Annotated in this window: 25 protein-coding genes; 14 read left to right on the top strand and 11 right to left on the bottom strand. The window is 71.1% G+C overall.

The genetic code is table 11. The annotated features are described in order from the left end of the window. Positions 1-36: 36 nt before the first annotated feature. From OHA17_RS13460 to OHA17_RS13450, 3 genes are all read left to right on the top strand, one after another. A complete protein-coding gene (locus OHA17_RS13460) occupies positions 37-1,068 on the top strand; it encodes a family 2 encapsulin nanocompartment cargo protein polyprenyl transferase (RefSeq protein WP_406506868.1) in 1,032 nt (343 codons plus the stop codon). Between the two features lie 92 nt (positions 1,069-1,160). Next, a complete protein-coding gene (locus OHA17_RS13455; protein WP_406506866.1) occupies positions 1,161-2,384 on the top strand; it encodes an MFS transporter in 1,224 nt (407 codons plus the stop codon). Between the two features lie 29 nt (positions 2,385-2,413). Beyond that, complete coding sequence (locus tag OHA17_RS13450; RefSeq protein WP_406506864.1) at positions 2,414-3,013, top strand: GNAT family N-acetyltransferase; 600 nt, start codon at positions 2,414-2,416, stop codon at positions 3,011-3,013. 27 nt (positions 3,014-3,040) lie between these two features. On the opposite strand, the gene OHA17_RS13445 is transcribed toward OHA17_RS13450, so the two are convergent. Continuing rightward, positions 3,041-3,664 carry a TetR/AcrR family transcriptional regulator gene (locus OHA17_RS13445; protein WP_406506862.1) on the bottom strand — a complete coding sequence of 208 codons (624 nt, stop codon included), beginning with the start codon at positions 3,662-3,664 and terminating at the stop codon, positions 3,041-3,043. A 126-nt stretch (positions 3,665-3,790) separates the two neighbouring features. Here OHA17_RS13445 and OHA17_RS13440 point away from each other — a divergent pair, with 126 nt between their 5' ends. The 4 genes from OHA17_RS13440 (at position 3,791) to OHA17_RS13425 (ending at position 6,437) form a co-directional block, all read left to right on the top strand. Continuing rightward, on the top strand, positions 3,791-4,372 hold the full coding sequence (locus tag OHA17_RS13440) for a dihydrofolate reductase family protein (RefSeq protein ID WP_406506860.1): 582 nt from the start codon (positions 3,791-3,793) through the stop codon (positions 4,370-4,372). A 57-nt stretch (positions 4,373-4,429) separates the two neighbouring features. Further along, entirely contained in the window at positions 4,430-4,876 is a 447-nt protein-coding gene (locus OHA17_RS13435; protein ID WP_398876212.1) for a DUF6304 family protein, read from the top strand. 195 nt (positions 4,877-5,071) lie between these two features. Next, positions 5,072-6,040: a DUF1648 domain-containing protein gene (locus OHA17_RS13430; RefSeq protein WP_406506858.1), complete on the top strand. Its 969-nt coding sequence runs from the start codon at positions 5,072-5,074 to the stop codon at positions 6,038-6,040. 40 nt (positions 6,041-6,080) lie between these two features. Beyond that, a complete protein-coding gene (locus OHA17_RS13425) occupies positions 6,081-6,437 on the top strand; it encodes a GntR family transcriptional regulator (RefSeq protein WP_406506856.1) in 357 nt (118 codons plus the stop codon). A gap of 18 nt (positions 6,438-6,455) precedes the next feature. On the opposite strand, the gene OHA17_RS13420 is transcribed toward OHA17_RS13425, so the two are convergent. From OHA17_RS13420 to cpt, 3 genes are read right to left on the bottom strand one after another with little or no spacing between them, the layout of a single operon-like run. Further along, complete coding sequence (locus tag OHA17_RS13420) at positions 6,456-6,866, bottom strand: VOC family protein (RefSeq protein ID WP_406506854.1); 411 nt, start codon at positions 6,864-6,866, stop codon at positions 6,456-6,458. 10 nt (positions 6,867-6,876) lie between these two features. Continuing rightward, complete coding sequence (locus OHA17_RS13415; RefSeq protein ID WP_406506852.1) at positions 6,877-7,269, bottom strand: nuclear transport factor 2 family protein; 393 nt, start codon at positions 7,267-7,269, stop codon at positions 6,877-6,879. Positions 7,270-7,302: 33 nt separating this feature from the next. Further along, on the bottom strand, positions 7,303-7,863 hold the full coding sequence (gene cpt / locus OHA17_RS13410; protein WP_406510707.1) for a chloramphenicol phosphotransferase CPT: 561 nt from the start codon (positions 7,861-7,863) through the stop codon (positions 7,303-7,305). A gap of 64 nt (positions 7,864-7,927) precedes the next feature. On the opposite strand from cpt, the gene OHA17_RS13405 reads away from it, so the two are divergent. Further along, positions 7,928-8,455 (top strand): adenylate kinase, encoded by a 528-nt coding sequence (locus tag OHA17_RS13405; RefSeq protein ID WP_406506850.1) that lies wholly within the window; start codon positions 7,928-7,930, stop codon positions 8,453-8,455. 155 nt (positions 8,456-8,610) lie between these two features. Here OHA17_RS13405 and sodN read toward each other — a convergent pair whose 3' ends face one another. Then, the gene (gene sodN / locus OHA17_RS13400) at positions 8,611-9,006 is read right to left on the bottom strand and encodes a superoxide dismutase, Ni (protein WP_053730656.1); all 396 of its coding nucleotides are present in this window, start codon (positions 9,004-9,006) and stop codon (positions 8,611-8,613) included. Between the two features lie 175 nt (positions 9,007-9,181). Between sodN and sodX the strand changes: the two genes are divergently transcribed. After that, positions 9,182-9,607, top strand: a complete 426-nt coding sequence (gene sodX / locus OHA17_RS13395) for a nickel-type superoxide dismutase maturation protease (RefSeq protein ID WP_406506848.1) — start codon at positions 9,182-9,184, stop codon at positions 9,605-9,607. Here sodX and OHA17_RS13390 read toward each other — a convergent pair. Next, the gene (locus OHA17_RS13390; protein ID WP_053730658.1) at positions 9,526-10,140 is read right to left on the bottom strand and encodes an ABATE domain-containing protein; all 615 of its coding nucleotides are present in this window, start codon (positions 10,138-10,140) and stop codon (positions 9,526-9,528) included. The genes sodX and OHA17_RS13390 overlap by 82 nt on opposite strands. A 185-nt stretch (positions 10,141-10,325) precedes the next feature. On the opposite strand from OHA17_RS13390, the gene OHA17_RS13385 reads away from it, so the two are divergent. Beyond that, entirely contained in the window at positions 10,326-11,015 is a 690-nt protein-coding gene (locus OHA17_RS13385) for a class I SAM-dependent methyltransferase (protein ID WP_406510706.1), read from the top strand. A gap of 66 nt (positions 11,016-11,081) precedes the next feature. On the opposite strand, the gene OHA17_RS13380 is transcribed toward OHA17_RS13385, so the two are convergent. From OHA17_RS13380 to OHA17_RS13370, 3 genes are read right to left on the bottom strand one after another with little or no spacing between them, the layout of a single operon-like run. Beyond that, a complete protein-coding gene (locus tag OHA17_RS13380) occupies positions 11,082-11,849 on the bottom strand; it encodes an amino acid ABC transporter ATP-binding protein (protein WP_053730660.1) in 768 nt (255 codons plus the stop codon). Between the two features lie 4 nt (positions 11,850-11,853). Continuing rightward, entirely contained in the window at positions 11,854-12,789 is a 936-nt protein-coding gene (locus OHA17_RS13375; protein WP_053730661.1) for an amino acid ABC transporter permease, read from the bottom strand. Positions 12,790-12,816: 27 nt separating this feature from the next. After that, positions 12,817-13,773 carry an ABC transporter substrate-binding protein gene (locus OHA17_RS13370; protein ID WP_398876205.1) on the bottom strand — a complete coding sequence of 319 codons (957 nt, stop codon included), beginning with the start codon at positions 13,771-13,773 and terminating at the stop codon, positions 12,817-12,819. 618 nt (positions 13,774-14,391) lie between these two features. Between OHA17_RS13370 and OHA17_RS13365 the strand changes: the two genes are divergently transcribed. The 4 genes from OHA17_RS13365 to OHA17_RS13350 all read left to right on the top strand — a co-directional run bounded on the left by OHA17_RS13365 (position 14,392) and on the right by OHA17_RS13350 (position 17,626). After that, positions 14,392-15,600 (top strand): NADP-dependent malic enzyme, encoded by a 1,209-nt coding sequence (locus OHA17_RS13365; protein WP_406506844.1) that lies wholly within the window; start codon positions 14,392-14,394, stop codon positions 15,598-15,600. Between the two features lie 147 nt (positions 15,601-15,747). After that, entirely contained in the window at positions 15,748-16,713 is a 966-nt protein-coding gene (locus tag OHA17_RS13360) for a zinc-binding dehydrogenase (protein WP_406506842.1), read from the top strand. 152 nt (positions 16,714-16,865) lie between these two features. Next, positions 16,866-17,075 carry a helix-turn-helix domain-containing protein gene (locus OHA17_RS13355; protein WP_053730665.1) on the top strand — a complete coding sequence of 70 codons (210 nt, stop codon included), beginning with the start codon at positions 16,866-16,868 and terminating at the stop codon, positions 17,073-17,075. After that, positions 17,075-17,626, top strand: a complete 552-nt coding sequence (locus OHA17_RS13350) for a Clp protease N-terminal domain-containing protein (RefSeq protein ID WP_406506840.1) — start codon at positions 17,075-17,077, stop codon at positions 17,624-17,626. Before OHA17_RS13355 ends, OHA17_RS13350 begins: the two co-directional genes overlap by 1 nt. 349 nt (positions 17,627-17,975) lie before the next feature. On the opposite strand, the gene OHA17_RS13345 is transcribed toward OHA17_RS13350, so the two are convergent. Further along, positions 17,976-19,031 carry a helix-turn-helix transcriptional regulator gene (locus OHA17_RS13345; protein ID WP_406506838.1) on the bottom strand — a complete coding sequence of 352 codons (1,056 nt, stop codon included), beginning with the start codon at positions 19,029-19,031 and terminating at the stop codon, positions 17,976-17,978. Position 19,032: 1 nt separating this feature from the next. Further along, positions 19,033-19,980: a DUF4097 family beta strand repeat-containing protein gene (locus tag OHA17_RS13340; RefSeq protein WP_406506836.1), complete on the bottom strand. Its 948-nt coding sequence runs from the start codon at positions 19,978-19,980 to the stop codon at positions 19,033-19,035. Positions 19,981-20,095: the final 115 nt, after the last annotated feature.

Below are 20,095 nucleotides of genomic sequence, written 5' to 3'. Positions count from 1 at the left end.
CGCCGTCAACTCCGAGAAAGGTCACCCTAGTTGGCAATGCCGGAAGCCGTGGAGGGCCGCGAGGCGGTCGAGCTGCTTGAACGGACCCGTACCGTCGTCCACCCCCAACTGCGCTCAGCCGTCGAGTCGTTGCCCGGATCCGTGCGGCGGGTCGCGATGTACCACTTCGGCTGGGAGCACGCCGACGGCACCCCGGGCGGCGGACAGGCGGGCAAGGCGATCCGCCCCGCCCTCGTCCTCGCCGCCGCCACGGCGCTCGGCGGCCGCCCCGAGACGGCGGTACGAGCGGCCGCCGCCGTCGAACTCGTCCACAACTTCACGCTGCTCCACGACGACGTCATCGACGAGGACGCGACCCGGCGCCACCGCCCCACCGCCTGGACCGTCTTCGGCACCCCGGACGCCATCGTCGTCGGCGACGCGCTGCTCGCCCTCGCCCTGCGCCAGATCGCCGACGACGGCCACCCCGCGTCCCCGGCCGCCTCCGCCCGGCTCGCCGCCTGCGTCATCGAACTCTGCGCGGGCCAGCAGGCCGACTGCGCCTTCGAGCACCGGGGCCCGCAGGACGTCTCGCTCGACGAGTGCCTCGCCATGGCGATGGCCAAGACGGGGGCGCTGCTCGGCTGCGCCTGCGCACTTGGCGCGCTGTACGCGGGCGCGGGCGACGAGGAGGTCGCCGCCATGGACGCGTTCGGCCGCGAGGCCGGGCTCGCCTTCCAGCTCATCGACGACCTGATCGGCATCTGGGGCGACCCCGGACGCACCGGGAAACCCGCCGGCGCCGACCTCGCCGCGCACAAGAAGTCGCTGCCCGTCGTCGCCGCGCTCGGCTCGGGCACCCCGGCGGCGGCCGAGCTCGCCGAGCTGTACCGGGCCCCGATGGAGCCGTCCGCGGTCCGCCGGGCCGCCGAGGCGGTCGACTTGGCCGGCGGCCGCGACTGGGCCCAGATCCATGCCGCCGACCGGATGGCCCGCGCGGTCGACCACCTCTCGCGCGCCGTCCCCGACCTCACCGCGGCGGGGGAACTGCTCGCCCTGGCCGAATTCGTGACCCGCCGCACCCGGTGAATCACCGGACGGTTCGGCTGCCCTGAGTGGCCCAGTAAATGAGGAGCCAAGTGGCCCCAACGCTGGGCCATTCAGCTTGATTTGATGAGCGCATGACGACCCGCCTCCTGCCGCCCGCCGGCCCCGCCCGCGGCCTCGCCGCCGCCCAGCTCGTCAACTCCCTTGGCGACGGCGCCTTCCTGGTCACCTCGGCGCTCTACTTCAGCCGCGTGGTCGGCCTCCCGGCCACCCGCATAGGCCTCGGCCTGACCCTCGCCTGGGCGGTCGGCGCGCTCGCCGGGGTGCCGCTCGGACAGCTCGCCGACCGGCGCGGCCCGCGCGGCGTCGCCGTCCTGCTCGCCGCCGCCACGGGGGCCTCGGTCGCGGCCTTCCTGTTCGTTCGCGGCTTCCTCCCCTTCGTCCTGGCCGCCTGCTGCTACGCCACCGCGCAGACCGGGCTCTCCGCCGCCCGCCAGGCGCTCCTCGCCGCACTCGTCGCCCGCCGGGACCGCACCCATGTCCTCGCGCACCTCCAGTCCACGCTGAATGCCGGGCTCGCCGTCGGAGCCGCGTTCGGCGGGGTCGCCCTGCATTACGGCACCCGCACCGCCTACTTCGCGGTGTTCGCCCTGGACGCGGCGGCCTTCCTGCTCTGCGCGCTCGCCCTGCTCCGGCTGCCCCAGGTGCCGCCCAAGGCCGTCGCGCCCGGCGCGGGTCCGCGGTTCGCCGTGCTGCGCGACCGCCCCTACGCCGTGGTCACCCTCCTCAACACCCTGCTCCTGCTGCGGATGCCGCTGATCAGCCTCGCCATCCCGCTGTGGACCGTCACCCGCACCGACGCCCCGGGGTGGCTGGTGTCCGCGCTGCTCGTGCTCAACACCGGCGCGGTGATGCTCTTCCAGGTCCGTACCGCCTCCGCCGTCCGCGATCTGGCCGGCGCCCGGCGGACCGTGGCGCGCGGCGGGGTGCTGATGCTCGCCTCCTGCGCGGTGTTCGCGCTCAGCGCCGCCGGGGTGTCCGCCTGGATGGCCGCGGTCGTGCTGCTTGTCGCGGGCGGGCTCCAGGTGGCGGGCGAGATGATGCAGTCCGCGGGCGCCTGGCAGATCGGCTTCGATCTCGCACCGGCCGACCAGCAGGGCCAGTACCAGGGCTTCTTCGGCATGGGCGTGCCGCTGGCCAGGATGCTCGGCCCGTTGCTGCTCACCGCGCTCGTCGTCGATGGGGGCGTGCCCGGCTGGCTGCTGCTCGGCGCCCTGTTTCTCGGCGCCGGCCTCGCGCTCGGGCCCGCGGTCCGGTGGGCGGAGCGGTCCAACTCTAGGATGGCGATGGTTGGTTGAGGCGGTCGGACGGGGTGGGAGCGGTGGACATGGGCGTACGGATCAGGCGGGCCGGGCAGAGCGACGCGGCGGCAGTGGTACGCGTCCTCGACGCGGCGTTCATGTACGACCCGGTGAGCAGCTGGGTGCTGCCCGACGAGGCGCGGCGGCGCGAGGTGCACCACCGGCTGATGGAGGCGTTCTTCCAGCTCTCCTTCGCCGAGGGCCATGTGGACATCACCGAGGACGGCTCGGCGGTCGCGCTGTGGATCGACGTCCCGGCCGAGCCGCGGGAGACGGAGGACGGCGACGAAGGGCCGGCGCAGCTGCGAGCCTTCGTCGACCCCGACAACGAGCGGGTCGAGCAGATCGCGCACCTGATGGCAGGCATCCATCCGCACGGCCGCGCCCACGCCTACCTCTGGATGATCGGGGTGACCCCGGACCGGCAGGGCGAGGGCCTGGGCGCCGAGCTGATCACTTCCGTACTGGAGCGGTGCGACCGGGAGGGGCTGCCCGCCTATCTGGAGGCGAGCAGCGAACGCAGCCCCCACCTGTACCGGCGCCTCGGCTTCGCCCCGCTCGGCGAGCCGGTGCGGCTGCCGGACGGCCCGCTGGTCCACCCGATGTGGCGCGAGCCGAAGGGCTGAGAGTCTCGTTTGCACTCCTGGCGGGGCTCAGCCCGGGACGATGCGGGAGACGATGAGGTCGACGAGCCGGGAGGTCTCCTTGTCGGCCAACTCCCGCTCGTGGCCGCCCTGTTCATCCCATTCCTCGCCCTCGTCGGCGAACATTCCCGGCAGGGTGAAGACCTCGACGAGCAGTCCGTTGATCGCGAGGTGGAGCAGCCGGACGGTGTCGGGGTCCCCGGGCAGCCCGGAGTCCACGTGGAACCGGACGTTCGCCTCCAAATCCGCGCGGAGCGCCCGCGTCAGCTCCGTCCGCAGCGCGGGCCTCCGGGTCGCTTCGAGGCGCAGCTCCAGCATGGCCAGGTACCCGGTGCGCTCGGCGGTCATCCGCCGCACCACCCAGTGCGCCAGGGAGGCGACCAGTGCGCGGGAGGGCCCGGGCCGCATCGCCTCGGCGACCTCGTCCGGGTCCGGCGCCATGCGTACGTGGATGTGCCGGCCGGCCTGGGTGAACAGGTCGTCCCTGCTGGTGAAGTAGTTGGACGCGGTGCCCGCGGGCACGCCCGCCTCCGTGTCCACGGCGCGGAAGGTCAGCCCGCGCGCTCCTTCGCGCGCGAGCACTTCGATCGCCGCGTCGACGAGGGCGGTTCTGCGTTCGGGGTTTCTGGCCATGCCGGAACTCCTCCATCGATCTTGCGGGTCCCAGGAAATGGGGGTTGCTCAACCACTACATCTGAAGCACTATAGCTGTCGTGGTCGACGCGGAAGGGCCACGAACCCGAGCCCCAAGGGGTCAGTTTGCGCAAGCTCTCGTATTTCATCGGCATGTCCCTCGACGGCTTCATCGCGGGTCCCGATGGCGAGGTCCAGTTCCTGATGGACCAGATGTCCCCGGCGTACTTCGACTACCTGAAGACCGAGTGGCCGGAGACGCTGGCGACCGCCGGCCGGCGGCGCTTCGGCTGCGACGACGCCGAGAACACCCACTACGACACCGTCCTGATGGGCCGGGCCTCGTATGCCCTGGGCCTGAAGGACGGCGTGGTCGATCCGTACGCCCACCTCAAGACGTACGTCTTCTCGCGCGGCCTCGCCGAATCCCCGCACCCCGCGGTCGAGTTGGTGGCGGGCGACCCGGTGGTCAAGGTGCGCGAGCTCAAGAAGTACGACGGTCTCGGCATCTGGCTGTGCGGCGGCGGCAACCTCGCCGGTCAGCTGGCCGAGGAGATCGACGAGTTGGTCATCAAGACCTACCCGGTGCTCGCGGGCGACGGAATCCGGGTCGTGTCGGGTGAATTCGGCCCCCGCCAGTTCGAGTTGACCGGGTCCCGGTCGTTCGACAATGGTGCGGTCGTCTCGAAGTACGCAAGGAAGCGGTAACGCGCATTTCGGTCACCCCCTGTGACGAACAGCAGGGTACGCCGCTAATCTCCGCCCATGACACCACAGTCATGGGCGGGTTGGTACCGGGACCGCCTAGGATCCGAAGCGCTGACGATCACCACTGACGGGACGCAACTGCGGACCCGGATCAGGGGGGTCGATTTCGCCGGAGCGAGCTTTGACTCGCTCGGCCCGGTACCGGGGATACCGGCGGAGAGCGGCACTTTCGCGCTCGACGACGGGAACCTCCGTGACTTCGTACTCGAATGGGACATGCCCGTGCCCGTCGCGTCGGACGACGGCGCGGTCCAGCAGGCCACCCTCAGCTGCCTGCTCTCCCTGAAACCGCCGGAGCCCGACCTCGGGGTCGCCCTGCACTTCGGGGGAGCGGTGTACGCCAGCGGGCGGGCCGAGCTCGACTTCGGCTCGGTCCTCGACGACATCCGGCGCCAACTCCCGTCCGGCTCAAGCCTCCAACCGTCCGCCCTGGACGCCATCTGATCCTCTTCCTCTGCTGTTCCTCCCGCGGCCGCTGCGCATCGGGGAGTCCTCGGGACTCCGTGGTGCGGGGCGGCCGCTCTGCGTCGGGGCGGCTTCCGGAAGGGGCTTCCCCCGGGCCTCCCCCGGGCCTCTCCGGTTCCTTGCCCCCTTCCTTGGGTCGCATTGTTCTACTACTATGCGAACAAGGAGGCTTCGATGAATCGTGTCCGGTACCGCTTGGTGGCCCTGGCCGTACTGCCGTTCCTGCTCGCCATTGCCGTCGACCTGGCGGCGTTCGCGCTCCTTCGCGCCAGGCTGCCCGACCAGCTGGCCAGCCACTTCACCGCGGGCGGCGGCTCCGACGACACCCAGAGCCACACCTCGTACCTGGTCTTCGTCCTCGTGACGCACATCGGGTTCGCCGCCCTGTGGACCGTCGTCGCGCGGACCGGGGACGCGGCCGTGCGCGGGCTGCGGTGGACGGTCGGGGCCGGGTACGCGGTCGCCGGGCTTGTCGGCTATCTGATGGTCGCCGTCCTGGTCGCCAACGCCGACGCGGTCGACCCGGCGCGGGTACGGATGCCGCCGTGGCAGCTCGCCGTCGGGGCGGGCTGCGGCGCGCTCGCGGCGGGGATCGGCTGGCTGCTCCTGCTGACCGTGCCGATGCCCGCCCCCATGCCGTCCCCCGGTCCCGGCGAGCCGGAGCGACTCGACCTCGCCGAGGGCGAAGTGGCGGGCTGGATGCGCCGGGCGCCCTCGCGGGTGCTGCTCGCGATGGGGGTCGCGCTGATCGTCACGGCGACCGCCCTGCTGTACGCGGGCGGAACGCGCTACGCGATCATCGCCCTTGGCGGCGCCCTGCTCTGCCTCGCCTTCTCCTGCCCGTACGTCACGGTCGACCGGCACGGCCTGACCGCGCGGCCGACCGTACTGCCCTGGCCGCGGATCCGGGTGCCGCTGTCCGACGTCGACCGGGCGATCAGCCGCGAGGTCAAGATCCTGGCGGAGTACGGGGGTTGGGGCTACCGGATGCGGCCGGGCAAGACGGGCCTGATGCTGCGCTCGGGCGAGGCGCTCGTCGTACGGCGGGCGGGCGGCCGCGAGTTCGCGGTGACGGTGGACGACTCGGCGACGGCCGCGGCCCTGCTCAACACGCTGGCCCACCGCGAGGGGGCGAAGCGCTGATGCTGTTCGATCCGGCCGACCGTGAGACCGGGAGGCGCTGATGCTGTTCCGGGTGGACCCCGCGTCGCCGCAGCCGCTGGGCGACCAGATCGCGGCATCGGTGCGCCGGGCCATCGCCGAGGGCAAGGTGACCCCGGGCGAACGCCTCCCGGCGGCCCGCTCCCTGGCGGACTCCCTGGGCGTCAACCTCCATACGGTGCTGAGGGGTTACCAGCGCCTGCGGGAGGAGGGCCTGATCGAACTCCGGCGGGGCCGGGGCGCGGTGGTCGTGGACGACACGTCCGCGCGGGGCCGGGCCTCGCTGATGCTGAGGGTGCGCGAACTGGTCGACCAGGCAAGGGAGTTGGGACTTACGGAGGAGGAGGTCGTGGGGTTGGTCAGGCGAGGGTTGGCGTGAGAGCGCGCCGGGGGCTCCTCAGTACGTCTGGAGCTCCACCAGGTTCCCGTCCGGATCAAGGACGTGCGCGGCCCTGAGCCCCGGCCCCCACTCGGGCATGTCGCGCGCCGGGGCCGCGATGACGCCGCCCGCCTCCGCGCAGAGCGAGACCGCGGAGTCGAGGGCGTCCGACGAGGCCAGGTGGATGGCCAGCGACCCGCCCCCGCGCGGGACCCGGTCCTCGCCGAGCGCGGAGACCATCGCGGACCGGGTGAACAGGGCGAGCGCGGTCCGGCCGTCGGCGGCGTCCCAACTGGCATAGCCGGACGCGGAGTTGCCCCGGGCGAGGGTGCAGCCGGTGAGCCCGGGCAGCACGGCATCGTAGAAGCGGAACGAGGGCTCGTAACGCTCGACGAGAAGCCGGGGGTACGGAGGGTCCAGGGGTTCCATGCCCTCGAACCTAACCCGGAAGATGACCTTCCGCGGTGTGCCAGTAGTCACGCGTCTCGACCGCGAGCCCGTCCGCCCCGAAGCGCACGAACACGCAGCCCGCGAGGGTGACCGGCGCCTCGCCCTCGTAGGCGAGGACCCGGAACTCGGCGACCGCGAGCCCGTCCTGGCCGACCACGGGTTCACCGAACCGCACCTCCTGGACCCGTTCCCCCTCGAACGACCAGCGCAGATAGTCGGCGAGCTCGTCGCGTCCCCGGTGCGGCGGCCGGAACGGCATGGAGGTGTGGACGACGTCGTCGGCGTACAGCTCCAGGATGGCGTCGACGTCGTGCCCGGCCCAGCCGGCTTCCCACGTGGTGACGAATCGCCGCGCGGCGGCGGCGAGATCGAGGCTGCCCATGGTGCCGAGTATCCCCGAGGCGATGTCAGCGGCTCAGCCCCGGAGGGCGTGCTGCTCGGCGATCCGCAGAGCGCACGTCATGGACTCGGCCCTCGCCGAGTCGACCTCGACGTCGTACCGCACCCCTCGGTGTACGGAGTCGGCCTGGCCGCGGGCCATGCCGGGGGCGCGGTCGCCGCGGGCCGTCTCACGCCCGGCCGCGGTGTCGGGGTCGCAGCGCACCGCGACCCAGAGCACGTCGAGCCCGTCGAGGGCGTGGAGCCAGCGCTTCTGCCCGTCGGCGCCGTCGAGGAACACCTCGTCGAGAATGATGCGGGCGCCGGCCCGCACCATGGCGGCGACCCCGTGCCGCCAGGCGTCCGAGAGCCGCCGGTACTCGGGCCCCACCGTCACCGTGCCATCGGCCCCGACGCCGAGCCCGCCCTCGCCGTCGCGGAGCGAGGCGGGCATGGCCGCGTCCACGGAGTCGACCCCGAACGTCAGCCAGGCCCCGGGCAGCACGGCCTGCAGACACCGGGCGATCCCGGACTTGCCGGAACTGGACCCGCCGTTGAGCACGATCACCTGACACGGGGGCATGCCTGTCTGATCCATCACGGGCGTCAAGGTAAGCGGCCGCCCCTTCCCCGGCCAACCGAATTCCGCCTAACCTGCGCGGATGCAGCGAATCCTGGTGGCCGGGGCGACGGGCTCCGGCAAGTCCACCCTGGCGCGCGCGGTGAGTACGCGCCTGGAGATCCCGTACCACGAAATGGACGAGCTGTACTTCGCGGGCCCGAACTGGAGAGAGAACCCCCAATTCACCACCCGGATAAGGGAAATAGCCGACTCCCCAACCTGGATCTTCGACTCATTCGGCTATCCAAAGGTCCGCGACCTGCTGTGGGAGCGGGCCGACACGGTGGTGTGGCTGGACTACCCGAGGCGCGTAGTGATGCCCCGAGTGCTGCGCCGCTCACTGCGCAGAACGGTGCTGCGAGAACGACTCTTCAACGGCAACAGGGAAACCCTGACGGACTGGTTCACCCGGGACCACCCGGCTCGCACCTCCTGGACCCAGCACGGCCCCCGCAGGGCGGAAATCGGAGCGAGGGCCGGGGACACGCGGTTCGCGCCACTGCGCACCCTGCGCTTCACCGCCCCGCGCGCAGCCGCTGGTTGGCTGCGAACGCTGCCGGGTTCGTGAGCCTGGGCCGGAGGTTCGCCGAAGGAGTGTGGGAACCGTGTGGGCCGTGCGACGGCAGCGAAAAGGCCCGGCCGGTGAACCGGTCGGGCCCCTTCTGAATTCACTGCCTCCCGCGCGTTCGTCGAACGCGCGCGGGGCCGCGAACTCGGCCTGAGTCAGGCCTTCTTCGTCTCCCAGAAAATGCGGTCGATCTCGGCGATGAGGTCGAGCGCCTTCTGGCCGGTCGCCGGGTCGGTCGACGCCTTGGCGGCCGAGAGGGCCTTCAGGGTGTCGTTGACCAGCTGGTGCAGCTCCGGGTACTTCTCGAAGTGCGGCGGCTTGAAGTAGTCGCTCCACAGCACCGAAACGTGGTGCTTGGCGAGCTCCGCGCGCTGTTCCTTGATGACCACGGCACGGGCACGGAAGTGCGCGTCCTCGTTGGCCTGGAACTTCTCCTGTACGGCCTTGACCGACTCCGCCTCGATGCGGGCCTGGGCCGGGTCGTACACACCGCAGGGCAGGTCGCAGTGCGCGCTGACCTTCACCTTGGGGGCAAACAGGCGGGAAAGCATTGAGCTGTCCTTCCTCGTGATCGTCTTCTCAGGTGGGACATTACTCGGTGAGAGACGCGATTTCGCGGGTGCCCCCGTGGGCTTAGGTCAAAAGTCCAGGGTCACCATGGGACTCGTGGCGGAACGTACCGTGGGAGTGGTGGCGGGGTGCCGGTGGCCGGGAGGTGGGTGACGTATGACGGATGAGGGGCGGGAGCCGAGGGTGCCGTTGGGGATCGCCGAGGTCCTGGGGACCTCGATGGTTCCCACGCTGCTGCACGGGGATCAGCTGCTCGTGCACTACGGGGCCGAGTTGCGGGCCGGCGACGTGGCCGTGCTGCGGCACCCTCTGCAGCAGGATCTGCTCATCGTCAAGCGGCTCATGGAGCTGTGCGAGAGCGGCTGGTGGGTGCTCGGGGACAACGCGGACGACGAGGTCGTGGACAGCCGGGCGTTCGGCGCCGTGCCCATGGAGCTCGTGCTCGGCCGGGTGCGCGGGCGGTTCCGGCCCATGACGGCCGGCCGCCGCCGCACCGTCGGCTACTTGGCGTCCTGGGTCGTCTCGTCGGTCAGGCCGGTGCTCTCCGACCGCTCGGTCTCCAGGCGCTTGCGGGCCCGGTAGGCGGCCACGTTCGCCCGGGTCGCACAGCGGTCCGAGCAGTAGCGGCGCGAGCGGTTGGTCGAGGTGTCCAGGTAGGCGTTGCGGCACGGCGCCGCCTGGCACAGGCCGAGCCGGTCGACCCCGTACTCCGTGAGGTGGAAGGCCAGGCCCATGGAGGCGATCGCCGCGTAGCCCGCCGTCGCGTTCGACGGGTGGTCGGCGAGGTGCATGTGCCACAGGGGACGGTCGTCCTCGTCCCGGTGCTCGTGGCCCGACACCTGCGGGCTGACGGGGAACTCCAGGAGCAGCGAGTTGAGCAGGTCCACCGCCTGGACCTCCTCGCCCCCGTCCGCCGCCTCGAAGACCGCCCGCAGCCGGGCCCGTACCGAACGGAAGCGCGTCACGTCCGCGTCCGTCGCCCGGCGGGCCGCCGACTTGTTCCCGCCGAACAGTTCGCGCACCGCGTCGACCGAGGTCAGCGAGTCCTTGTTGCGGGCCGGCTCCTCGGTGTTGACCAGGCGCACGGCGTAGTCCGAGTAATAGGCCAGTTCCACTTGTAGTCCTTACGGCGGCGGTCTATGGTCTGGAGTGTTCACAGGTAACGGCTGGGTACCCTTCGAGGGTATTACAGAGTGACTTCGTAGGAGGGATCGCGGTGTCGGAGACATTCACTGGGGCCGGTACGGGCACCGACTGGCGAGGCTGGCAGGACAGCTGGGACAGGCAGCAGGAGTGGTACATGCCGGACCGCGAGGAGCGCTTCCGGGTCATGCTCGACATGGTCGAGGCCTGTGTCGGTCCCGCGCCGCGCGTGCTCGACCTCGCGTGCGGTACGGGGAGTATTACGGACCGGCTCCTCAAGAGGTTCCCGGACGCGGTCAGTACGGGGGTGGATCTCGACCCCGCGCTCCTCGCCATCGCCGAGGGCACCTTCGCCGGGGACCCGCGCGTCACCTTCGTGGCCGCCGACCTCAAGGACCCGGAGTGGGTTCGGTCGCTTCCGTACGACTCCTACGACGCTGTCCTCACGGCCACCGCCCTGCACTGGCTGCACAGTGAGCCGCTCGCCGCGCTCTACGGGCAGGTCGCCGGGCTCGTCCGGCACGGCGGTGTGTTCATGAACGCCGACCACATGATCGACCCCGCCACCCCGCGCATCAACGCCGCCGAACGCGCGCACCGGCACACCCAGATGGACCGCGCCAAGGCCGCCGGCGCCGTCGACTGGGCCGACTGGTGGGCGCTGGCCGCCGAAGACCCCGTACTCGCGGAGCCGACCGCGAAGCGGTACGAGATCTACGGCGAGCACGCCGACGGCGACATGCCCTCGGCCGCCTGGCACGCCGAAACCCTGCGCGCGGCCGGCTTCGCCGAGGCCCGCCCGGTATGGGCCTCGCCCTCGGACACGCTGCTGCTCGCCCTCAAGTAGCCAAGTGGCGCATGAAGAAGGGGGGTTACCGGCCGCGGCCGGTAACCCCCCTTCCCTTGTGGCTGCTTACAGCACCTTCGACAGGAACGACTTCGTCCGGTCGTGCTGAGGGTTCGTCAGGACGTCGCGCGGGTTGCCCGCTTCGACCACCACGCCGTCGTCCATGAAGACCAGCGAGTCGCCGACCTCACGGGCGAAGCCCATCTCGTGGGTGACCACGATCATGGTCATGCCGTCCTCGGCGAGGCCGCGCATGACGTCCAGGACGTCGCCCACCAGCTCGGGGTCGAGCGCCGAGGTCGGCTCGTCGAAGAGCATCAGCTTCGGCTGCATCGCGAGCGCCCGGGCGATCGCCACGCGCTGCTGCTGGCCACCGGAGAGCTGCGAGGGGTAGTTGCCCGCCTTGTCGGCGAGGCCGACCCGGTCGAGCAGCTTCAGGGCCCGCTCGCGGGCCACCGCCTTCGACTCCCGCTTGACCTGGACCGGCGCCTCCATGACGTTCTCCACGGCCGTCATGTGCGGGAACAGGTTGAAGCGCTGGAAGACCATGCCGATGTCCCGGCGCTTCAGGGCGACTTCGCTGTCCTTCAGCTCGTAGAGCTTGTCGCCCTTCTGCCGGTAGCCGACCAGGTCGCCGTCGACGTACAGGCGCCCGGCGTTGATCTGCTCCAGGTGGTTGATGCACCGCAGGAACGTCGACTTGCCGGAGCCGGACGGGCCGATCAGGCAGAACACCTCGCCCTCGGCCACCTCCAGGTCGATGCCCTTGAGGATGTGGGCGGGGCCGAACGACTTGTGGACGCCCTCCGCCTTGACCATCGGTTGTGCAGTCATGGGATCACCGCCGCCAGTTGGAGAGGGAGAGCAGGTTCGACTTGATGCGCTCCAGCGGCGTGGGCGGCAGGGCGCGCAGCGAACCGCGTGCGAAACGGCGCTCCAGGTAGTACTGGCCGACGCTGAACACACTGGTCAGAGCCAGGTACCAGATCGAGGCGACGAAGAGCATCTCCATCACCGCGAACGAGGTCGCGGCGACGTCCTGGGCACTGCGCAGCAGGTCCTGGTACTGGACGGCGACGACCAGGGACGAGGTCTTGAGCATGTTGATGAACTCGTTGCCCGTCGGCGGGATGATCACCCGCATCGACTGGGGGAGCACGACGCGGCGCATGGTCTGCATCTGGGTCATGCCGAGCGCGTGCGAGGCCTCGGTCTGGCCCTCGTCCACCGACTGGATGCCGGCCCGGACGATCTCCGCCATGTACGCGCCCTCGTTCAGGCCGAGGCCGAGCAGGGCGGCGAGGAACGGAGTCATGACCGCGGTCATGTAGTCCTTGTAGAACCCGAGGTTCAGGATCGGGAAGATCAGCGCCAGGTTGAACCAGATCAGGAGCTGTACGTAGACCGGGGTGCCGCGGAAGAACCAGATGTACAGCCAGGCGACCGAACTGGTCACCGGGTTCTTCGAGAGCCGCATCACGGCGAACAGCACACCGAGCGCGAGGCCCACGGCCATGGAGACGACGCTGATGAGCACGGTGTGCCACAGGCCGGTCAGGATGCTGGAGTCGAACAGCTTGTCCGTGACGGTGGCCCAGCGCACATTGCCCTGGGCGAACGCGTACCCGAGCGCGCCGAGCACGGCGACGACGAGTACGGCGCTGATCCAGCGGCCGTAGTGGCGCACCGGGATGGCACGGATGATGTCCGGCGGGACCTGCTCCGGGGCGGCGTCCGCCGGACCGGAGGGGGTCTTGTCGAGCTTGTCAGTCACAGCGACTGCCCTTCAGTGGTGCGCGGGTCAGGAGCCGCCGTTGATGGCTGCTTTGGTGACGGCGCCCTGCGCGCCGCCCCACTTGTCGATCGCCGTCTTGTACGTGCCGTCCGCGATGATCGCGTCCAGCGCGGCCGAGAGGGCGTCGCGCAGCTGGGTGTTCTTCTTGTCCACCGCGATGCCGAAGGGGCCCGCGTCCGACTTGTTGGCGACCGCCTCGAAGTCGGCGCCGCCGCCCGCGGTCTTCGCGATGTACGCGGCGACGGGGGAGTCGTTCAGGTCGGCCACCGCGCCGCCGGCCTTGACGCGGGTCTGCGCCTCGGCGTCGGTGGCGTAGGGCTCGAAGGCCAGCTCGCCCTTGCCGTCCGTCTTGCACTTGGCGGCGAGGTCCTTGGCGGCCTGCTCGTAGGTGGTGCCGCGCTGCACGGCGATCTTCTTGCCGCAGAGGTCCTCGGTGGACTTGATGCCCTCCGGGTTGCCCTTCTTGACCAGGATGCCGGTGCTCGCGGTGTAGTAGTCGACGAAGTCGACGCCCGTACCGGTCTTCTTGCCGTCCTTGTCGAGGCCCTGCTGGCGGGCCTTGGTGTCGCTCACCGAGGACATGACCGCGTCGTAGCGGCCGGTCGGCAGCGCTCCGAGGAGGGTGTCGAAGGTGCCGCTGGTGAACTCGAACTTCACGCCGAGCTGCTTGCCGAGGGCGGCGGCGATGTCGGGGTCGATGCCGACGATGGTCTCGCCCTGCTTGAACTCCATGGGCGCGTACGTGGCGTCCGTACCGACCTTGATGACGCCGGCCTTCTGGATGTTCGCGGGCAGCTTGGAGAAGAGCGGGGCGGAGCTGGAGCCCGAGGAGTCGGGGGCCGAGCCCTTCTTCGTCTGGTCACCGCAGCCGGTGACCAGCAGGGCGCCCGCGACCGCGATCGCGCCGACCGCGGCAATCCGGGACTTGGCGGCGGTCGTACGGCGGGTGGTGCTTGCGGTCATGGTCGGGTTCCTCCGGCAGATGTTGAGTGGAGTGGCCATGGAGTGCGTACGAAACGACGACGCACAGGTCCTGGGCGGTGGTCGTGCACGCATCCTCGGGTGTCGCGACCGCGGTGTGAACCGCGTGTGAAGTCGCATCTTGCCATTCGGACCCCGGAAATCAGGGTCGCAGAGATGTCAAAATCGGATAACGGGTCACCCCCCGAACCCCAACAAGCCGGTACACCAAGTCCCACCGGGCCGGACCATGTGCGGGAAGTGTCCGCGGGGACCGGAGAATCTCCGGTTCATCTCGCGTTGTGGACATGTTCCATGCCGCGTATGAGACTTGTCGTGACATCACACCAAGAGTCGTGTCACGGTACGGAGACCGCTTGTGACCGGGCGTCGGCGCTGGGCCAATATGGACTCGTCGGCGGACGTCAATGTCCGGTAAGAAGGATCCTTACACCCCTCATCCGGGGCTCAGGGCGCGTGTGCGGCGCGCCCGCGCGTACGTACCTCCACCCCGCGGGGCGGGCCAACCGCCCTCAGCGGGGAACGTACGCGGGTCCGCCCACCCCTCCTCAACAAGGAGTGGCCACCCTCAACTGATGAAGACTTAAGGGGTAAAACACAATGGCAGCGGAGATCGTCAATCCTCGCAGCGACAGCAGCACGGAGGGTTCTGACGAGCCCTTCGACCCGGCCTTCGCGCTCCACCGGGGCGGCAAGATGGCCGTCCAGTCCACCGTGCCGATCCGCGACAAGGACGACCTGTCCCTCGCGTACACGCCGGGCGTCGCCAAGGTGTGCAGCGCGATCGCGGAGAACCCGGAGCTGGTCCACGACTACACCTGGAAGTCTCAGGTGGTCGCCGTCGTGACGGACGGTACGGCAGTGCTCGGGCTCGGTGACATCGGTCCGGAGGCGTCCCTTCCCGTGATGGAGGGCAAGGCGATCCTCTTCAAGCAGTTCGGCGGCGTCGACGCGGTTCCGATCGCGCTCGCGACCACCGACACGGACGAGATCATCGAGACCGTGGTCCGGCTCGCCCCGTCCTTCGGTGGGGTGAACCTGGAGGACATCTCCGCCCCCCGCTGCTTCGAGATCGAGCGCCGGCTCCAGGAGGCCCTGGACATCCCGGTCTTCCACGACGACCAGCACGGCACGGCCGTGGTCACCCTGGCCGCCCTGCGCAACGCCGCGAAGCTCACCGGACGCACCCTCGGCGACCTGCGCGCGGTGATCTCCGGGGCCGGTGCGGCCGGTGTCGCCATCGCCAAGTTCCTGCTCGAAGCGGGCCTCGGCGATGTGGCGGTCGCGGACCGCAAGGGCATCGTCAGCACGGACCGGACGGACCTGACGGACGTCAAGCGCGAGCTCGCCGAGCTCACCAACAAGGCGGGCCTGACCGGCTCCCTGGAGACCGCGCTCGCGGGCGCCGACGTCTTCATCGGCGTCTCCGGCGGTACGGTCCCCGAGCCCGCGGTCGCCTCCATGGCGCCGGGTGCCTTCGTCTTCGCGATGGCCAACCCGAACCCCGAGGTGCACCCCGACATCGCGCACAAGTACGCCGCTGTCGTGGCCACCGGCCGCTCGGACTACCCGAACCAGATCAACAACGTGCTCGCCTTCCCCGGCATCTTCGCGGGCGCCCTCCAGGTCCGGGCCTCCCGGATCACCGAGGGCATGAAGATCGCCGCGGCGAACGCGCTGGCCGACGTCGTGGGCGACCAGCTCGCCGCGGACTACGTCATCCCGTCCCCGTTCGACGAGCGGGTCGCCCCCGCCGTCACGGCGGCGGTCGCGGCGGCCGCACGCGCCGAGGGCGTGGCGCGCCGGTAGTACGTTCCGGGAGCTGTTCGTACCAAGCCGTGCCGGGCTTTCCTTCGGGGAGCCCGGCACAGCTTTTTCGTGGCTGGTCGCGGCGTGCGGGGTGTCACAGCCGTGGGAGGTTCCGGCGGCCGGGCCGCGCGCTCTAGGGTCAGGGCCATGTTCGCCGCCTACGCCGCCCGCATCGACCGTGACCAGCCGCTCAGCGGCCTTGAGTTGGGGGAGCGGCCGGCCCCCGAGCTACGCCCCGGCTGGACGCTCGTCGACGTACGGGCCGCCTCCCTCAACCACCACGACATCTGGTCGCTGCGCGGGGTCGGACTCACCGAGGACAAGCTGCCGATGATCCTCGGCTGCGACGCGGCCGGGGTCGACCAGGACGGCAACGAGGTCGTCCTGCACTCGGTGATCGGCCAGACAGGACACGGCGTCGGCCCCGCCGAGGGCCGCTCGATCCTCACCGAGAAGTACCAGGGCACCTTCGCCGAGCAGGTCGTTGTCCCCACCTGGAACGTCCTGCCGAAGCCGAAGGAGCTGAGCTTCGCGGAGGCGGCCTGCATGCCGACCGCCTGGCTGACGGCGTACCGGATGCTCTTCACCAACGCCGGGGTGCGGCCCGGGGATTCGGTCCTGGTGCAGGGTGCGGGGGGCGGCGTCGCCACCGCCGCGATCGTGCTCGGCAAGGCGGCCGGCCTGCGGGTCTTCGCCACCAGCCGCGACGAGGCCAAGCGCAGGCGGGCCGTGGAACTGGGCGCGGTCGAGGCGTACGAGCCCGGTGCGCGGCTGCCGCAGCGGGTCGACGCGGTGATCGAGACGGTGGGGGCCGCGACCTGGTCGCACTCGGTCAAGTCCCTGCGTCCCGGCGGAACTCTGGTCATCTCGGGCGCCACCAGCGGCGACCGCCCCGCACACGCCGAACTGACCCGCATCTTCTTCCTGGAGCTCAAGGTCGTCGGCTCCACGATGGGCACGAAGGACGAGCTGGAGGACCTGCTCGCGTTCTGCTCGGCGACGGGCGTACGCCCCGTCATCGACGAGGTGCTCCCGCTGGACCGGGCACGCGAGGGCTTCGAGAAGGTGGCGTCGGGGGACCTGTTCGGGAAGGTGGTCCTCACCGTGGGGTGAGGCGTGGGTGAGGGTGTCGGTGGGGGCTGATGGCCGCGGTTCCGCGCGTACGAGTGCGCGGGGGCCGCGGCCTTTCGCGTGGGCGTGCTTCTGCATGGGCGTGATGTCAACCAGGGTTGACGAGTCCTGGGTGTCAATGTAAGTTGACATGCATGACCGAGGCCACCGATCTCGCCGCACGAGCCGGCGACCGCGACCCGAGGGTCGGACTGCGAGCCGTCGCCGCGCTGCGCCGGCTCCTGGAACAGCTCGAATCCGTACAGGTACGAAGCGCCCGCAACCAGGGCTGGTCATGGCAGGAGATCGCCGCCGAGCTGGGGGTCAGCCGGCAGGCCGTCCACAAGAAGCACGGGAGGAATTGATGTTCGAGCGATTCACGACGAACGCCCGTGGGGTGGTGGCGGGTGCGGTCGAGCACGCCTCGCGTGCCGGGTCCCCGGTGGTGACCGAGGAACACCTGCTGCTCGCCCTCCTCGACCGCGAGGGCACCAAGGCGGCCTTCGCGCTCACCTCCCTCGGCGTCACCGACCGGCGCGCCGAAGTCGCCGAGGCGCTGGCCGCCGCGCGGCGCCGGGGCGGCATGTCCAAGGCGGACGAGGACGCGCTGGCTGGGCTGGGCATCTCCGTCGAGGAGATCGTGGCTCGGGTGGAAGAGACCCACGGGCCGGGCGCGCTGTCCGGCGCGGAGCCGGGCCGGGCATGGCCCTCGGGACGGCCGTCCTTCACGAAGGGCTCCAAGAAGGTGCTGGAGAAGTCCCTCAGGATGGCGCTGGCCCGCAAGCAGAAATACATCGGCGACGAGCATCTGCTCCTGGCGCTCACCGCGATGCCGGGGTTGGCGGGGGAGGTCCTCGCGGAGTTTGGGGGGACGTACGGGGGTGTGGAGAGGGTGTTGTTCGGGGCGGGGGGTTAGGGGGGCGGGGTTTGCCCACCCGCCCGCCCGTTGCTCGGGGTTGGACGGCCCGGGCCTCCTGGGGCTCCGCCCCAGACCCCGATGGCCCCTCCCCGCCCCTTCCCTAAACCCGCCGGGGGGTGAGGAGGGAGGGGGAGGTCCGTTTTCTGGGGCTGCGCCTCAGCCCCCCGGGCCGTTACTTCGCTGCGGGCCGGTGGGGGCTGGTCGCGCAGTTCCCCGCGCCCCTGGCAGGGGCGATGCTGGCCGCGTCGGGCATCTTCAGCCCGTCCGGCGTTTGAGGACGAGCGCCCTTCAGGCGCGAACGGGGTCTGGGGCGGAGCCCCAGGCGGCCTGAGGGCGCCCCACCCCGCTAGCGCTGGCGCGGGCGCAGGGCCGCTCCGATGTGGGCCGCCGCCGAGGCCAAGTGGCGGCGGGCCTCGGCCAGTTGGGACTGTGTCACCCCGTGGTCCCGGGCCGCGTCCCTGATGTCGTCCCGGAAGCGGTCGAGGAGCCGGTCGAGGTCACGCGCCGGGTTGTCGGACGGCTCCTCCCGCGCCCACTCCGGCTCATCCGCGGCATCCGGCCCGGGCCGGGTCTCGGCGCCCGGCTTGCCGAGGTCCACCCGCTCGACCGTGACGTCCGCCTCCGGCGACGACGCCGGCGGCTGGCCGAGCCCGAACCGGCCCAGCTCCTTGGTGATCTCCGCGAGCCCCTCGCGCACACCCGTCGGCCAGTCGCCCCGCGCGAAGTGCTCCTGCACCTGGCGCTGGACGTCCCGGGCGACCCGCTGCATCTCCTCGCGCGCGTTGTCCTGGGCCTCCTTGGCCTGGCGGCGGGCCTGCTGCGCCTCGTCGCGGGCCCGCCGGGACTCGTCCTTCGCCCGGCGCGCCTGCTCCTTCCACTCCTGCTTCGCGCGCTTGAACTCCGCCTTCGCCTGCTGCCAGGCCTCGCTGTCGCCCCACGGGCTGTCGAAGAAGTCGGAGGCCTCGGGAAACCCCTTCCGGGCGCCCCGGCCGCCGCCCGCCGGCGCCTGCCCCGTACGTGCTTCGCGGGCCGCGCGGCGCATGTCGTCGCGGAGGCTGCCCGCCGCACCGCGTACGTCGTCGCGGATCTCGGCGGCGAGTTCGGAGACGGACTCGCGGATCTCCAGCTCCAGATCGGCCAGTTCACCGCCCCGGCCCGCCAACTCCGCGCGGCCCGCGTCGGTGATCGAGTAGACCTTGCGGCCACCCTCGGTGGTGTGCGTGACGAGCCCCTCGGCCTCCAGCTTGGCGAGCCGCGGGTAGACGGTGCCGGCGCTGGGCGCGTACAGCCCCTGGAAACGCTCCTCAAGCAGCCGGATCACCTCGTACCCGTGGCGCGGCGCCTCGTCGAGCAGCTTGAGGAGGTAGAGGCGGAGGCGGCCGTGGGCGAAGACGGGGGGCATGTCAGAGCACCTTCTTGGTCGAGCCGGCCGAGCCGGACTGGTCGTCGACAGGGGAGGACGCGTCCTCGGGCCCCGGGGCGGCAGGTTCCGCGGCCCTGGGCCCCGCGTCCTCGAACGGCGGTTCCTCGTCCGCCGGCCTGCGCAGGAGCGCGATCGAGCCGGAGACCGTCGTCGCCTTGAGCGTGCCGTTGCCCGCCCCCAGCGTGCCGGTGAGCTTCTTCGTGCCCCACTGCCCGCTGACCCGCAGGTCCTCGAACGCGCTGGAGACGACCCCGCTCGCGGTGTTGGCCTCGACGTGGGCGTCGGCCGGGTGCGGCAGCCGGATGGCGACCTCGCCGGACACCGTGGTCAGCCGGATGTCGGTGGCCTTCGCACCCGGGTCGAGGTCGAGCACCATGTCGCCGCTCACCGACTCCGCCGCCACCCGGCCCCCGGCGCCTTCGACGACCGTCAGATCGCCGGAGACCGACTTGAAGCGCAGCTCGCCGGTGACCGCCTGGGCCTCCAGATTGCCGGTGACGCTCTCGGCCCGGACCGGGCCCGCGAGCTTGACCAGGGTGGTGTCACCGCTGACGCCGCGCACCTCCGTGCGCCCCCGTATCCCGGAGACCACGGCGCCGGCGCCGATCGTGCCGACCTCGACGTCCGCGTCGGCCGGCACCACGAGCGAGACCACCGCGCTGCGGTTCCAGCCCTTGGGGTCGAGCCACTTGAGGAAGCCGCGCCAGGGCAGGTCCTCGTAGGCGACGGTGAGCGTGGACCCGCTCCGCGTCACGATCAGGGGTGGCCCTTCGACCGACGAGATCTCAAGGCGGGCGGAACTTTCCTCGGTGCCCACGACGTTCACCGTTCCGTTGACGATGCGCACATGCAGCTTCGTGACCGGCTCGTCGACCTCGTCGAAGGTGAGCTTCCGCGAGTCTGGGACGGTCCACGTGGACTCGGACATGTGCTGACCTCCTGGGCGATGCGAGTGCGTTCCGCGGGTGGGTACCGCGAGTGCGTGGTGCGCGTGATGCGGCGCGTGGGTGCTGCGAGGAGTGCGTACCGCGAGCGGTACGTAC

This window comes from Streptomyces sp. NBC_00212 (assembly GCF_045206365.1).
Classification (GTDB): domain Bacteria; phylum Actinomycetota; class Actinomycetes; order Streptomycetales; family Streptomycetaceae; genus Streptomyces.
The sequence above is the reverse complement of the archived record's forward strand: the minus strand, read 5'-3'. Positions and strand labels throughout refer to the sequence as shown.